At 66.4% G+C, this 14,830-nt stretch carries 13 protein-coding genes; all 13 read right to left on the bottom strand.

Translation table 11 applies throughout. The features are described 5' to 3' along the window. Nucleotides 1-116: 116 nt before the first annotated feature. Entirely contained in the window at nt 117-2,966 is a 2,850-nt protein-coding gene (locus WS54_RS00910; RefSeq protein ID WP_082725205.1) for a two-partner secretion domain-containing protein, read from the bottom strand. 273 nt (nt 2,967-3,239) lie between these two features. Continuing rightward, nucleotides 3,240-4,067 carry a peptidase gene (locus tag WS54_RS00905; protein ID WP_082725204.1) on the bottom strand — a complete coding sequence of 276 codons (828 nt, stop codon included), beginning with the start codon at nt 4,065-4,067 and terminating at the stop codon, nt 3,240-3,242. Further along, a complete protein-coding gene (locus WS54_RS00900; protein WP_059786554.1) occupies nt 4,064-4,864 on the bottom strand; it encodes a transglutaminase family protein in 801 nt (266 codons plus the stop codon). The genes WS54_RS00905 and WS54_RS00900 overlap by 4 nt, the downstream gene beginning before the upstream one ends. A gap of 12 nt (nt 4,865-4,876) precedes the next feature. Then, nucleotides 4,877-5,827, bottom strand: a complete 951-nt coding sequence (locus WS54_RS00895) for an alpha-E domain-containing protein (protein WP_059786551.1) — start codon at nt 5,825-5,827, stop codon at nt 4,877-4,879. 61 nt (nt 5,828-5,888) lie between these two features. After that, complete coding sequence (locus WS54_RS00890; protein ID WP_059786548.1) at nt 5,889-7,298, bottom strand: circularly permuted type 2 ATP-grasp protein; 1,410 nt, start codon at nt 7,296-7,298, stop codon at nt 5,889-5,891. A 129-nt stretch (nt 7,299-7,427) separates the two neighbouring features. Then, a complete protein-coding gene (locus WS54_RS33480; protein WP_159086620.1) occupies nt 7,428-8,159 on the bottom strand; it encodes a hypothetical protein in 732 nt (243 codons plus the stop codon). Between the two features lie 233 nt (nt 8,160-8,392). Next, nucleotides 8,393-8,854, bottom strand: coding sequence for an arsenic resistance N-acetyltransferase ArsN2 (gene arsN2 / locus WS54_RS00880; protein WP_059786545.1), 462 nt, complete (start codon nt 8,852-8,854; stop codon nt 8,393-8,395). A gap of 124 nt (nt 8,855-8,978) precedes the next feature. Further along, complete coding sequence (gene arsH / locus WS54_RS00875; protein ID WP_059786542.1) at nt 8,979-9,719, bottom strand: arsenical resistance protein ArsH; 741 nt, start codon at nt 9,717-9,719, stop codon at nt 8,979-8,981. Nucleotides 9,720-9,766: 47 nt separating this feature from the next. Further along, the gene (arsB, locus tag WS54_RS00870) at nt 9,767-10,837 is read right to left on the bottom strand and encodes an ACR3 family arsenite efflux transporter (RefSeq protein WP_059786618.1); all 1,071 of its coding nucleotides are present in this window, start codon (nt 10,835-10,837) and stop codon (nt 9,767-9,769) included. 65 nt (nt 10,838-10,902) lie between these two features. After that, nucleotides 10,903-11,397, bottom strand: a complete 495-nt coding sequence (locus tag WS54_RS00865; RefSeq protein WP_059786541.1) for an arsenate reductase ArsC — start codon at nt 11,395-11,397, stop codon at nt 10,903-10,905. A 20-nt stretch (nt 11,398-11,417) separates the two neighbouring features. Further along, nucleotides 11,418-11,753: an ArsR/SmtB family transcription factor gene (locus WS54_RS00860; RefSeq protein ID WP_059786538.1), complete on the bottom strand. Its 336-nt coding sequence runs from the start codon at nt 11,751-11,753 to the stop codon at nt 11,418-11,420. A 322-nt stretch (nt 11,754-12,075) separates the two neighbouring features. Further along, the gene (locus WS54_RS00855; RefSeq protein ID WP_059786535.1) at nt 12,076-13,659 is read right to left on the bottom strand and encodes a DHA2 family efflux MFS transporter permease subunit; all 1,584 of its coding nucleotides are present in this window, start codon (nt 13,657-13,659) and stop codon (nt 12,076-12,078) included. Further along, a complete protein-coding gene (locus WS54_RS00850; RefSeq protein WP_012338921.1) occupies nt 13,656-14,780 on the bottom strand; it encodes an HlyD family secretion protein in 1,125 nt (374 codons plus the stop codon). The genes WS54_RS00855 and WS54_RS00850 overlap by 4 nt, the downstream gene beginning before the upstream one ends. Nucleotides 14,781-14,830: the final 50 nt, after the last annotated feature.

The raw sequence follows: 14,830 nt of genomic DNA, 5'->3' as shown, positions 1-14,830 counted from the left end.
AGGAGGACCAAGGAACGCCTTCTCCCGAACGGTGCGCGAAACGAATACGGGCTTCGCGCTTTTACGTGCCGCCCGCCGCACGCCGATGGTTGCGTGCGGCGGGCAGTCCGCGATGCTTACCGCGACGTGCCGATGTTGCGCATCGACAAGGTGCCGGACGTGTTCAGCGGCCCTTGCGCCGTATAGACGGCGTCGTCGCCGACACCCTCCACGGTCGCGTCGCCGTTGATCGTCGCGCCGGTCGATGCGATCGTCACGCGCCGGCCGACCAGCGTCACGCCATAGTCCGGGCCGACATTGCGCGTGTTCAGCGTCGCGCCGTTCGACACGTTCAGGTCGCCGGTGCTCGCGAGACGAACCGTCTGACCGGTGATCCGGCCGCGGATATTGACGATGCCGCCCTGGTCACCGCCACCGTCCGCATTGCGGCCGCTGATCAGCACGTCGCCCTTGCCCGGGCCACTTGCCGACCGGCTCGCGTTCGACCGGTTGATCGCATCGATCTGGCCGCGGTTGCGTGCGATTTCCGCGTCGGCCGCGCCCGATGCATACGCATGCAGGCTGGCGTAACCGTTGTCGGCCGTGATCCGGCCGTCGTTCGCGACCAGTGCGTGATCGGTTGCGCCCGTCACGTCGATCTGGTTCAGGCTGCCGTCGGCGTTCTGCGACAGCGTCGCGCTGCCACCCGCCGCGAGCGCGACGTTGCCGTTGCCGCTCGTGATACGGCCGGACGCGAGGTTCGTCGCCTGGCGGCCAATCAGCGCCGCGCCCGTTCTGGTCGCGATCGTCCCCTCGTTCTGCACGATCCCGCGCTTGCCGGCATTCGTATCGAAACGCAGCGTGCGCTTCTGCATGAAGTCGTCGTCGGACGTGTCCGCCGCCGCGAGCGTCACGCCGTTCGCATTGATCGTCGCGTCCTTGCCGACCACGATGCCATCCGGGTTCAGCACGAAGACGCGGCCGTTCGCATTCAGCGCGCCGTCGATCGACGTGACCTTGCCCGACGCGACCCGGTTGAGCACGGCCGCATTCGCAGTCGGCTGCCGGAAATTGATCGCTTCGTCGCGTGCGATGTCGAAGTCCTTCCAGTTGACGACCATCCGGTCGGTCGACTGTGCGACGTCGGTCACCTTGCCGTCTTGCGAGATGGCACCAGCACCGGCCACGATCGAGCCGCCGCGCCCCGGCTGCACCGGTTCGACCGGTGCGACGGTCGCGCCGTGCGCCTGCCCCGGTGCATAGTCGCCTGGCGCATAGCGGAAGGAACCGTGATCCGTGACGGAATACCCGGACGGTGCATGGACGGTCCCACCGAGCATCACGTGCCCGCCGGACGCGACTTGCAAGGAGTTGGCGCCACGCAGGACGCCGTCCCGGGATTGCTCGACCGCCTGGTCCCCGTACAGCTCGACGCGCCTGCCGTCCACCGAGCCATCGATACGGAGCGTGCCGCCACCGCCTTCCGCCGTCTTGATTCGCAGCTCGCCGATCCCGGCGGCGGGCGCGGTCACCGCACCGGCGATAGTCACGTTCTTGCCGTTCAGCAAACCCGCGCCGGTCACCCCGACCCGACCGTCGACGTTCAGTTCGTTGCCGGCGTTCAATCCGGCGCTGAGCGCATTGACCGCACCGGTACCGGAAACGGTCAGGTCGTTCCCTGCAAGGAGGTTGGCCGTATTCGCCCGCAGTCCGTCGTTCACGTCGAGGTTGCGACCGGCGCGAGCGTTCAGCGTGCCGAGCGTCTGCACGTCGCCGAGCACGATGTCGCGCGCGGCCAAGTCGATGGGGCCGCGTGCGTACAGCGTCCCGCCGGTCTGGGCGATGCGGTCGAACCCCGACGCGCGGATGGAGCCATCGGTCGTACCTACATCGCCCTGCTGAAGATACGTCGCGTCCTCGCCTCGCCCGACGAACTGCAGATTGCCCGCGGACACCACGCCGTCCCCCGACACATCGATCCGATTGGCTCTCAGGGACGCGTTGAATCCCTTCTCGGGACCGGTCAACGTCACGCCATTCAGCGCCAGGTCGCCAGAGCTGTCCATTCCGACGCTGCCCGCCTCGATCAGGCCACTGGCACGGATGCCCGCGCTCGTCGGCGTATCGCCGCTTGCACGGAGCGTCACGGTGCCTGCGCCCTCCGGCGCGCCCAGATCGCGGAGCGATCCTGCCGTGACGTAACCGGTATTGCGTACGACTTCGGAACGCAACGCGTCGGTCGTGTACCCTTCGAGCCGTACCCAACCGCTATCGGTATACACTCGCCCGTCGTTGGCCGCCAGGGCGCCCGGCGCTCCCGTGCTAACGTAGACCGACTCCATGCCGCCGTCGGGGTCGAGCTGGAGCATCACCTTGCCGCCGGCCGCCAAAGCGATGTTGCCGTTATCGGCATACACGGTACCGTCCGGGCCGTTGATCACGCGTGCGCCGGCCAGCAGTGCGCCGCTCTTCGTATTGATCGAGCCGTCGTTGCGCACGGTGCCCGTCGCGCCGTTGCCGTTCTGCAAGGTCAGCGTGCGGTTCGACATGAAGTCGCTGTCCGATACGTCCGCCGCCGACAGCACCACGCTGTTCGCGTTGATCGTCGCGCCCTTGCCGACCACGATGCCGTTCGGGTTCACGACGAACACGCGCCCGTTCGCGTTCAGCGCGCCCTGAATCGATGTCAGGTCCGCCGACTGCACGCGGTTCAGGATTGCCGCATTCGCATCCGGCTGCGCGATGTTGACCGTTTCGTGTTTGCCGATGTCGAAGTTCTTCCAGTTGACGATCATCTTCGACGACGTCTGGTCGATCTGCGTGTTCAGGCCGTTTTGCGCGATGCTGCCGGCGCCGGCCGCGATCGTGCCGCCCTGGACCGCATAGGCGTGGCCGGCCGCGATCAGCGGCACCAGCATCGCGAGCGGCTTGAGCACGCATCGGCGCGCTTGTCGCTCTACTGATTCATAGGACTGCTTCGATTTCATTCTGATTTTTTCCAAATTGGTCTATATCGGATCGATCTCTCACGTACCCGTTCGCGGTTGCATCGGACCGAACAGCCGAACGGGCAAGAAATTCCGACACACGAGATACAACGACCGATGCATTCGGCGGATGCTACGCAGGCCAGTTCGGCGAGTCCATCAGACCAGGATGATTCTGCCGCACGGCAGGACGGGGCTTGGATGCTTTCGGACCAGGCTGAATTCTTCCCTTGAAGATTCGTCATGCAGACCAGACGAGGTGGCCGGTTTCGCCTACCAGATCGTCCTTCCGGATTCGCGCTCGCGCTCCATCTCCGCACCGTCCCGCAACGCCGTCCGCTCCGGCGCCGCCCTCGGCGGCGGCACCGCCGCCACCTCGTCCCAGGGCAGGTTCGGAATCTCGTCGAACATCGAACGCTGCCGCTCCGCCCACGTCGCGTGCAGCATCCAGTAATACGGATCGTCCTCGTCGAACGTCGCGAACTTCGTCGCGCGCAGCGCATCGCGTTCGTACACGAGCAAATCGACCGGCAGCCCGACCGACATGTTCGAACGGATCGTCGAATTCATCGAGATCAGCGCGCACTTCGTCGCGTCCGCGAGCGGCATCGATTCGTCGAGCATCCGGTCGATGATCGGCTTGCCGTACTTCGCCTCGCCGATCTGCACGTACGGGCTCAACGGCGACGCCTCGATGAAGTTGCCGGCCGCATAGATCTGGAACAGTCGCGGCGCTTCGCCGCGCACCTGCCCGCCGACGATGAAGCCGCAGTTGAAATCGACGCCGAACTCGCGCAACGACTGCGCATCGCGCGCATGCACGGCCCGCACCGCATCGCCGACGAGCCGTGCCGCGTCGTGCAGCGAGCGCACGCGCCAGATCGATTGCGGATCGGTATCCGGCTGCGACGCGAGACGCTGCGTGACGGCCTGCGTGATCGCGAGATTGCCGGACGACAGCAGCACGACGACCTGTTCGTCCGGCACCTCGAACACCACCATCTTGCGGAACGTGCTCACATGATCGATGCCCGCATTGGTGCGCGTATCGGACAGGAACACGAGCCCCTCGTCGACGCGCATGGCCACGCAATAGGTCATCGCGCACCTCCCGCCTGCACGTCCACCTTGACGTCGAGCGATTCGTCGCCGCCGCCGATGCGCATGCCGCGCACCGGCGCGGCCGCCTCGTAGTCGCGGCCGGTCGCGACGCGGCAATACGCTTCGCCCGCAAAGCGCGCATGCGTGATGTCGACCGACACCCAGCCGAGCTCGCGCACCCACACGTCGGCCCACGCGTGGCTCGCGGCATGCGGCACGTCGCCCGCGTCGAAATAGCCGCTCACATAGCGTGCCGGCACACCGCGCGCGCGGCAGCACGCCAGCATCAGGTGCGCGTGGTCCTGGCACACGCCGTGCCGCAACGCGAGCGCGTCGGCCGCCGTGCTCGTCGCCGCGGTGATCCCCTGCCGGTAGGCAACCGTGTCCGCGATCCGCTCCGCCAGCGCGATGAACGCGCCGGGCGCGTCGCTCGCGTCGAGCGGCGCGGCGAGCGCGCGGATCGCGTCGTCGGCTTCGGTCAGCCGCGTCGCGCACGTGTAATGCTCGATCGGCACGGGCCCGGGGTCGAGCCCGAGCCGGCCGTCATCGAGCGGCTGCGTGTCGATCGCGCCGTGTGCGTGCAGCGCGATCTCGGTCAGCGGCCGCGTGACGACCAGCGAATGCAGTGCGTTGCCGTAGGTGTCGGTCGACGCGTCGAGCAGGCCGGGCGCGGCGATCCGCCAGCCCGCGACATACTGCGACGGCAGCGACGGCGGCGTCATCCGGATCTGCTGGATCGAATAGGTGAGCGGTGCCGAGTAACGATAGGTCGTCTCGTGTCGAATGGTCAGATACATGGAAACCCCGGTTCAGCTCGCGGACATCATGAACGTGCGCGAGACCATGTTGCCGAGCGCATAGACACGCTCGAGCGATTCGTTCAGGAACGCATGCAGCCCCTGCGCGCGGATCTTGCGGATATCCGCGTAGTGCAGTTCCGCCCGCAGCCGGCCGGCCTCGCGCTCGCATTCGGCCGACGCGCCGTTCTTCAGCTTGTCGAGCGTCATGCAGAAATCGTCGATCGCCGCACGCAACGAACGCGGCATCGCGGGGTTCAGCAGCAGCAGTTCGGCGACGCGATCGGGCGTCACGACGTCGCGATAGACCTTGTGATAGATCTCCATTCCCGACACCGACGTGAGAATCGACGTCCAGTAGTAGAACTCGTCGATGCCGTCCGGCGATCCGTCGGCTGCGGCCTGCTCGATGTCGAGGAAGCGCACGTCGAGCATCCGAGCGATGTTGTCCGCGCGTTCGAGGAACGTGCCGAGGCGCGAGAAGTAATATGCGTCGTCGCGCATCGCGGTGCCGATCGATACGCCGCGCGCCAGGTGCACGCGCGACTTCACCCATTCGAGGAACGCGTGCGGATCGGCCGCGAGTGCATCCGACGCGAGTTGCTCGACGCATTCGATCCACGTGTGATTGATCGTCTCCCACCACTCCGTCGTCAGCAGGCCGCGCACCGCGCGTGCATTCTCTCGCGCGCTGCGCAGGCAGGACACGATGCTCGACGGATTGTCGCGGTCCGCGACGAGGAACGCGACGACCGTCGCGGGCGCCGGTTCGCCATGCTTCGCGGCGAACGCCGGCTCGAGTTCGACCGAGCGCAGCAGCGCACGCAGCGTGCGGCGCTGACGTTCGTCGTCGTGCGGCAGCAGCAGCGATTTCAGGTTGATGTCGACGATGCGCGCGGTGTTCTCCGCCCGCTCCAGATAACGCGCCATCCAGTAGATATGATCCGCGGTGCGGCTCAGCATGCTGCCTCCTTTGTCTTGTGATCCGGGCCGTCGCCGTCTCGATCGCGCCTGCGCGTGCCGCTCATCCCGCGACCCACGTGTCTTTCGTGCCGCCGCCCTGCGACGAATTCACCACCAGCGAGCCTGCCTTCAGTGCGACGCGCGTGAGCCCGCCCGCCACCATCTTCACGGTGCGGCCCGACAGCACGAACGGACGCAGGTCGACGTGGCGCGGCGCGACGCCGGCTTCGACGAAGGTCGGACAGGTGGACAGCGCGAGCGTGGGCTGCGCGATGTAGTTGTCGGGCTGGGCGACGAGCCGCGCGCGAAACGCGTCGATTTCGGCCTTCGTCGCGGCCGGGCCGACGAGCATCCCGTAGCCGCCCGCGCCGTGCACTTCCTTGACGACGAGATCGGACAGGTGCGCGAGCGTGTAGGCGAGATCGTCGGGCTTGCGGCACTGGTAAGTCGGCACGTTGTTCAGGATCGGCTGCTCGTCGAGATAGAAGCGGATCATGTCGGGGACGAACGGATAGATCGACTTGTCGTCCGCGATGCCGGTGCCGATCGCATTCGCGATCGACACGCGCCCCGCGCGATACGCGCCGAGCAGCCCCGGCACGCCGAGCGCCGAATCGCTGCGGAATGCGAGCGGATCGAGAAAATCGTCGTCGAGCCGGCGGTAGATCACGTCGACGCGCTTCGGTCCGTGGGTCGTGCGCATGTACACGTGCCCGTTGTCGACGAACAGGTCCTTGCCCTCGACGAGTTCGACGCCCATCTGCTGCGCAAGGAACGTGTGCTCGAAGTACGCGGAGTTGTACATGCCGGGCGTCAACACGACGACGGCCGGATCGTCGACGCCGTCCGGCGCGCTGGCGCGAAGTGTTTCCAGCAGGAGGTCCGGATAGTGCGCGACCGGCGCGATGCGGTTGCGCACGAACAGGTCGGGAAAGAGCCGCATCATCATCTTGCGGTTCTCCAGCATGTACGACACGCCCGACGGCACGCGCAGGTTGTCTTCCAGCACGTAGAACGCGCCGTCGTCGCCGGCGCGCACGAGATCGACGCCCGCGATGTGCGCGCGGATGTCACGCGGCACGCCGACGTTCTGCATCTCCGGACGATACTGCGCGTTCGCATAGATCTGCGCGGCCGGCACGACACCCGCGCGCACGATGTCGCCACGATGGTAGACGTCGTGCAGGAACAGGTTGAGCGCCTGCACGCGCTGCCTCAGGCCGGCTTCGAGCGTGCGCCATGCATCGGCGGGCACGATGCGGGGAATCTGGTCGAACGGTATCAGCCGCTCGCCGCCCGACTCGTCGCCGTTCACCGCGAACGTGATGCCGACGCGGCGGAACATCAGGTCGGCTTCGGCGCGCTTGCGGCGCATCGTGTCGTCGGTCTGCCGGCTCAGCCAGCGTCCGAATTCGTCGTAATGGGGCCGAACGGCGCCGCCTTCGAGATGCATCTCGTCGTAGAACTGCATGCGGGTCTCCGTTTTATGGTTGGACGTGTCACGTCGCGCGGCGCGGCGTGACGCGATGCGCGCGGGAACGGGCGACGGATGCGACCGGCGATCGGGCCGGGTCGCGGGAGGAAATGCCGGTGGGCCGGATCACGAATCCGTCGGACGCGCTGAACGCGTCGGATGAAGCTGGACGTCGCCATCCCGAGGCGGACGGAGGATCGGTGACGCGGCCTGCTGGCGAATGTCGGTCAGCCACGACGTCAGCTCCGCATCGGTCATGCCGAGCGCCTTCGCGGTGTCGGACGACGCGGCGGGCTTGCGCGGATAACGCGCCTTCGCATGCGCCGCCGCACGAGCTGCCGATTCACGCACCTTGCGGGTCGAATCGTCGATGTCGGGCGAACGCGATGCTGCGACACACTCGAATGCGAACAGCAGGCCGCCGAGCGCTGCGAGGATCGCCGTGCGTCGTTGCGGCGCGCCGCTGAAGAAGGTCGCAAGCGCTGCCGGAAGCCGCCCGATGATGTGCTGATGGCCCATGATGTTCATGTGGCTCCGTCCTCGGCGCGAAACGAACCCCGTTCGCGCGAGATGAAAGTGATGATGCTGCGTTGCGTTCGGTATGCCGGTAAATCGCACATTCGAATTGAACGGATTCTCGGATACCCGACCGATGTCGACCGTTGCCGACAACATGCATGCGATTCTATGAATGACACGGGCACGCGTGAATCGGACCCGTCTGATTCGGCTTGATATCCGTTGATGCGGCAAGCCACGCGGAGCATGACGGCTACATTCGCCGGGTTTGACTGTTGCATGGGCAACAAGGTGACGAATACACGCCCGCACAATCAGACGGCACAGATTGGTCGTCACCGTCCCTGCCGGCAAACGGTCGCCGCCCGGTCCTGGGTCGGCATACCGTCTACGCCTTGGGTGCGAAACACGAAACGTCGACTGTCGGCCGGACTTCGTTCACGACCGGCTGAAGCGCGGGCATTCGATGGCGGTCAGTGGGCGCGGCCACATGTCTGACGCCGTCATGCTGGAAGTAACGAAACGCTAATGGGTAATGCGATGCAGGCCGGCTCCGGCGGTCGCAGCAATCATCACGACGCGGCGCCGGTCCTGCTCGGCTCGATATTCATGTCAAGAAGCATGACGGTTGCGGATGCCGGGCACACACCGGCGAACTGACCGGATGCCAACAGGGGCGCTGGGACATCGCCGAGCGCGATGCGCACGAAACCCGATCGGGCAAAATAGGTTTCCGCAGTCGTCGTACGTAATACGACCGCCTCGACAGCACGACCGCGACACGCATCCAGCAGCCGGGAAACGATCGCTTTTCCCAGACCGTTTCCACGCGCGCCTTCAGCCACCGTGATCGATCGAATCAACGAAAAATCGCCGTGATACTCGATGCCGCCGCATGCCGTCATGCCGTCGGCATCCATCGCTACGATGAAATTCAGCAAATGATCCGCCACACCGGCGACAGGCAAGCCGGCAGCACGAAGCAGCGCCTCGATCGAGGTCAGATCCGATACAGCGGCAGCGCGAAGTTGCATGGCGTCAATCCTCGACAGTAAAGACTCGGCAAAACAGTTGCGATTCAAGCGTGTGATCAGGATCGACGCGCAAGTGGCCGGCGATGCTCCACGAATCACCGGGAGGTCATTACGCTGCCTCGCATCAGATACTCCGCTGATTCACCCGCTTCGACAACGCCTCCGCACTCTCCTTCCGCTCGCTGTACCGATCGACGAGATACGGCCCGACATCGCGCGTCAGCAGCGTGAACTTGACCAGTTCCTCCAGCACGTCCACCACCCGATCGAAATAGGCCGAAGGCTTCATCCGCCCGGCTTCGTCGAATTCCGCGAACGCCTTCGCCACTGACGACTGGTTCGGGATGGTCAGCATGCGCATCCAGCGGCCGAGCACGCGCATCTGATTGACCGCATTGAACGACTGCGAGCCACCGCTGACCTGCATGACCGCAAGCGTCTTGCCCTGCGTCGGCCGGACGGCGCCCATCGACAGCGGAATCCAGTCGATCTGCGCCTTCATGATCCCGGTCATCGCGCCATGCCGTTCGGGCGAGCACCACACCATGCCTTCCGACCACTGCACCTGTTCGCGCAGCTCGACGACCTTCGGATGACTCTCCGGCGCATCGTCGGGCAGCGGCAGGCCGCTCGGATTGAACACGCGCACCTCGGCGCCCATCGCCGTCAGCAGGCGTGCGGCTTCCTCGATCAGCAGGCGGCTGAAGGCGCGCTCGCGCAGCGAGCCGTACAGCAACAGGAACCGCGGCGCATGCGTGGACGGAGAAGCCGGCCACAACTGTCCGGCATCCGGCACGCGAAACGATTCGAGATCGAGTTGCGGCAGGTCGTTCGAAAGATCAAGCACGCTTGCCCTCCGTGTCATGGCGATGAATCAGGATGTCGTTCATGCAGATGGATACGCCCGTTCGTTCACGCGCGCTCGTACCAGCCTTTCGACCGGTTGACGACGCGCACCACCAGCAACATCACCGGCACCTCGACTAGCACGCCGACGACGGTCGCCAGCGCCGCGCCCGAATGAAAGCCGAACAGGCTGATCGCGGCCGCGACGGCCAGCTCGAAGAAGTTGGACGCGCCGATCAGCGCGGACGGGCACGCAACGTTGTGCTTCTCGCCCACCGCGCGATTGAGCCAGTAAGCGAGCGCCGAGTTGAAGAACACCTGGATCAGGATCGGCACCGCGAGCAGCGCAATGACCAGCGGCTCTTTGAGGATCGCTTCGCCCTGAAACGCGAACAGCAGCACGAGCGTCACGAGCAGCGCGGCGATCGACCACGGGCTGATCTTCGACATCGCGGCGTCGAATGCCGCCTGCCCTTTGGCGAGCAGCCGCTTGCGCAAGACCTGCGCGACGATCACGGGGATGACGATGTAGAGCCCGACCGACGTGATCAACGTCGCCCACGGCACCGTGATCGCGGACATCCCGAGCAGCAGCCCGACCAGCGGCGCGAACGCGACCACCATGATGCTGTCGTTCAACGCGACCTGCGACAGCGTGAACAGCGGATTGCCGCCCGTCAGCCGGCTCCACACGAATACCATCGCCGTGCACGGCGCAGCGGCCAGCAGGATCAGCCCGGCGATGTAGCTGTCGAGTTGGTCGGCCGGCAGCAGCGACGCGAACAGATGCCGGATGAACAGCCAGCCGAGCAGCGCCATCGAGAACGGCTTGACGAGCCAGTTCACGACGAGCGTGACGCCGATGCCTTTCACATGCCGACGCACTTCATGCAGCGCGCCGAAATCGACCTTCACGAGCATCGGAACGATCATCACCCAGATCAGCAGGCCAACCGGCAGGTTGACGTGTGCATATTCCATCCGGCCGATGTGCTGAAACAGGCCGGGCAGCGCTTGCCCGAGCGCGATACCGGCGACGATGCACAGTGCCACCCAGACGGTCAGATAGCGTTCGAAGAAATTGATGGCGGGCATGGCGGCCGCCTTGCCTGCCGGCGAGACGTCGGGTGCGTTCATTGGACGGGTATCGATCTCGGTGTCGCGAGCGGCCAGCGGCTTCTCGCCGGTCGCCATGCGCGCAGTCAGTTTCGGGAAATCTCCACGAGTGCCGCCTGGAGTTCGGCGTTGCTCATGCGATCGAGCGGCAGCGCCAGCAATTGCAGCATCCGGTAGCCGAGCGCCTCGCGCGTGAGTTCGAACGCGAGACGCTTGCCTTCATCGCCGCCCGGCGCATTCGATGGATCGGCATAGCCCCAGTGCACTTTCACCGGGCTGCCGGGCCAGTACGGGCAGGTTTCGGCGGCCGCGCTGTCGCATACCGTGATGACGACGCGCATTTCAGGCGCGCCGGCGCCGACGAATTCGTCCCAGCGCTTGCTGCGGTAGCCGCTCGTGTCGACGCCAGCGTTCGTCAGCGCGTCCAGCGCGAATGGATTGAGCCGGCCGCTCGGCGCGCTGCCCGCGCTGTACGCGCGCACGTCCTTGCCGAGCTTCGCGGCCCAATGGTTGAGCATCCCCTCGGCCAGCACGCTGCGCGCCGAGTTGTGGGTACAGAGGATCAGTACGTGGGTGGTCATGGGCAATGCGCGCGAACGCGTCAACAGGTTTGCGTGCCGGACGTCGAACACGCGGACACCGGCGAGCATGGATTGCCGCCGCAGCAGTTCTCGGTGAGATAGGCCAGCAGGCCGTTCATCGTCGCGAAGTTCGCGCTGTAGATGACGAAGCGGCCTTCCTGCCGGCTCGTGACGAGCGCGGCATGGGCCAGTTCCTTCAGATGAAAGGACAGCGACGATGGCGGCACGTCGAGCAAAACGGCGATCTGCCCCGCGGGTAGGCCCCGCGGCCCGGCCTGCACGAGCGCGCGGAACACGGCGAGCCGGGATTCGTGGGCGAGCGCCGACAAGGCGGCGACGGTCTGGTTCGTTTCCATATTTCGATAATAGTCGAAATATAAAATAATGGAAACCGCCGACAGTATTCGGCGATGCAGCGAAAGGATGCGGTCCGTCGCCTTCGCGAACCTGCAAAGCACGGAGCGGTAGATCGAGACGGAGATCGGCGGCGATCTTCGCGGGACGGCGACGGACACGGCACTCCGGATCGAGGTCAGCCACAGCGGCCCGGCCATTTGTCGTTCTCTTGCCGCGCAACGCATAGTGCATAGCGTGTCGCGCACGAGCGCCGGCACACGCTAACCTCACGGGTTCCTCACGATGCAGGAAATAGACGCACGGCCCGCACACAGCCGGCCCTCACGCCTTTTTCTTCCCCTTGAGAATGAACGCCGCCGCCGTACACCCGATCATCGCGATTCCCGCGATCAGGAACGTATCGCTGTACGCCATCAGCAGCGCCTCGCGCATCACGCGCTGGTTGACGAGCCCCAGCGCAAGTTCATGCACGCCGGAGAACGATCCGCCCGGCAGCACGTCCGCGCGCGGCGCATGCACGCGCGCGAGCAGCCGCGCGAGCATCGCCATGCGCTCCTGGAACGCCTCGGAGAACGGCGTGACCGCCTCGCCGATGCGCATCGCATGCAGCTTCTGCCGCTCGACGACGATCTGGCTCATCACCGCGATGCCGATCGCGCCGCCGACGTTGCGGACCATGTTGAACACGCCCGACGCCGACCCGAGCTGCGCCTTCTCGATCCCGTCGACGGCCATCACCGCCAGCGCGATCACGACGAACGACTGCCCGATGCCGCGCACGATCAGCGATGGGACGATCACGTTCGACGCGGCGTCGGCGTCGAGGTGAATGTTCATCAGGCACCCGGCCGCGACCAGCACGAAGCCGAGCACGATCGTCGTCCGCGGGCTGGTGCGGCGCATCAACGGCGGCGTGAGGAACGACATCGCGAACTGCACGAGCCCGTACGGAATCATCGCGAGGCCGATGTCGCGCGCGCTGTAGCCGTGCAGCTCGGCAAAGTAGTTCGGCACGAGGAACACCACGCCGAACACCACCGCGCCGAACAGGAACTGCATCAGGCTCGCGATCCCGAAGTTGTACTGGCCGAGCAGCCGCAGGTTGATGAACGGCTCCTTGCGCCGCAGCTCGATCGCGACAAACGCCGCCAGCCCGAGCGCCGCGACGATCGACAGCTCGACGATCAGGTCCGACGCGAACCAGTCCTTGCGTCCGCCCTCCTCCAGCACGATCTGCAACGCGCTCAGGCCCACCGCCATCGTCGTGATGCCGAACCAGTCGGCCCGCCTGAGCATCCCGAGCTGCACCGGCACGGGCCGGATCGCCCAGCCGATCGCCGCGACCAGCGCGATCGCCGGCGGAATCTGCAGATAAAAGATCCAGCGCCACGAATACATGTCGGTGAGCCAGCCGCCGACCGACGGCCCCGCCGCCTGCGCGACGTTGTTCGCGATCGCGAACAGCGCCATCCCGAGCGGATGTTTCGACGGCGGCAATTCGGTGACGATCAGCTGGAACGACAGCGGGATCAGCACGCCGCCGAACGCGCCCTGCAGCGCCCGCGCGACGATCATCGTCGAGATGCTCGGCGCGACCGAGCACGCGAGCGAAAACGCGAGAAAGCCGGTCGCGCCGACCAAGAGCACGCGTCGCGCGGAAAACACCTGCACGAGCCAGCCGGTGAGCGGAATCACGACGATCTCGGCGACGAGGTACGCGGTGGTGATCCACGAGCCTTCCTCGAAGCTCGCGCCGAGCGAGCCGCGGATGTCGGGCAGCGACGCATTGGTCACGTGCACGTTCATGCCGGCCATGAAGCAGCCGAACACGCCGCCGAGCACCGCGACCCACGCGCGCAGCGAAACGGTGTCTTCGTGCGCAGCCTGCGCGGTCGTCGTGCTCACGTGCCGGCCCCTTGCGTGCCGCGCGTGTCGACGCGCGCGATCACCGACATCCCGGGTCGCAGCACGACACCGGCCGGCGGCGCATCGACGCGGATCTTCACCGGGATGCGCTGCACGATCTTCGTGAAGTTGCCGGTCGCGTTGTCGGGCGGCAGCAGCGCGAACTGCGCCCCGGAGCCCGGCGCGAGGCCGATCACGCGGCCGTGCAGCGTATGGCCCGAATAGGTGTCGACGTCGATCTGGACGGGCTGGCCGTCGTGCATCGCGCCCAACTGCGTTTCCTTGAAGTTCGCGACGACGTACACGTCGCTCAGCGGCACCACCGCGAGCAGCGGCATCCCGACTTCGACGTACTGGCCCGCCCGCACCGCGCGCTGGCCGACGCTGCCGTCGCGCGTCGCCCGGATCACCGTGTGATCGAGATCGAGCTGCGCGAGCGCCAGCTTCGCCTGGGCCGCCGCAAGCCGGGCGCGTGCCTGCGCGATCGCCGCGGTGCTCTGTTCGCGGCGGCGCTGCAGCACGGTCTGCTGGTCGGTCTGCACCCGCACGGCCGCGCCGGCGCGGGTCAGCTCGGCGCGCGCCTTCAATGCGTCCGCGTGGGCCTGCTCCCAGCGCTGCCCGCTCGCGGCGGATTCGGCCAGCAGTTGCTTGTAGCGCGTCGCATCGGCGTCGCGCCGCGCGGCTTCGGCGCGCGCGGCGGCCGCATCGGCGTCGGCCTGCGCGATCTGGCTGCGCTGCTGGCCGATCTGCGCGTCGAGCGTCGCGGCCGCCGCCTGCTCGGCCTGCAGCGTCGCGTCGGCCGCCGCGACGGCGGCCTGCGCATCGTCGACCTTCGCGCGATAGTCGCGGTCGTCGAGCCGCACGAGCACGTCGCCGCGCTTCACCGGCTGGTTGTCGTCGACGGCGACCTGCGTGACGTAACCCGACACGCGGGAGCTGACGGTCACGACGTCGGCGCGGACATACGCGTCGTCGGTGCTTTCGATGAAACGGCCGACGGTCCACCAGTGCCAGCCGAACACGGCGAGCGCGATGACGGCGAGCACGACGCCCGCGGCGATCAGTTGGCGCCGGGAGAACCGGGCGGTTTTGGCTTTTTCGGGTACGGCAGTCGTGCTCATGATCGGAATGATGAGTTGGCGTGCAAGAGAACGGACAGGGACGCGGCGAA

The organism is Burkholderia sp. NRF60-BP8 (genome assembly GCF_001522585.2).
GTDB lineage: Bacteria > Pseudomonadota > Gammaproteobacteria > Burkholderiales > Burkholderiaceae > Burkholderia.
This window is presented reverse-complemented; position numbering and strand designations above follow the sequence as displayed.

Bases quoted from the DNA above. Each gene is read 5' to 3' on its own strand.
- WS54_RS00905 (WP_082725204.1), bottom strand. From the start codon at position 4,067: ATGACCTATTGCGTGGCCATGCGCGTCGACGAGGGGCTCGTGTTCCTG.
- WS54_RS00865 (WP_059786541.1), bottom strand. From the start codon at position 11,397: ATGACCACCCACGTACTGATCCTCTGTACCCACAACTCGGCGCGCAGC.
- WS54_RS00895 (WP_059786551.1), bottom strand. From the start codon at position 5,827: ATGCTGAGCCGCACCGCGGATCATATCTACTGGATGGCGCGTTATCTG.
- WS54_RS00890 (WP_059786548.1), bottom strand. From the start codon at position 7,298: ATGCAGTTCTACGACGAGATGCATCTCGAAGGCGGCGCCGTTCGGCCC.
- WS54_RS00850 (WP_012338921.1), bottom strand. From the start codon at position 14,780: ATGAGCACGACTGCCGTACCCGAAAAAGCCAAAACCGCCCGGTTCTCC.
- arsN2 (WP_059786545.1), bottom strand. From the start codon at position 8,854: ATGCAACTTCGCGCTGCCGCTGTATCGGATCTGACCTCGATCGAGGCG.
- WS54_RS00860 (WP_059786538.1), bottom strand. From the start codon at position 11,753: ATGGAAACGAACCAGACCGTCGCCGCCTTGTCGGCGCTCGCCCACGAA.
- arsH (WP_059786542.1), bottom strand. From the start codon at position 9,719: ATGACACGGAGGGCAAGCGTGCTTGATCTTTCGAACGACCTGCCGCAA.
- WS54_RS00910 (WP_082725205.1), bottom strand. From the start codon at position 2,966: ATGAAATCGAAGCAGTCCTATGAATCAGTAGAGCGACAAGCGCGCCGA.
- arsB (WP_059786618.1), bottom strand. From the start codon at position 10,837: ATGAACGCACCCGACGTCTCGCCGGCAGGCAAGGCGGCCGCCATGCCC.
- WS54_RS00900 (WP_059786554.1), bottom strand. From the start codon at position 4,864: ATGTATCTGACCATTCGACACGAGACGACCTATCGTTACTCGGCACCG.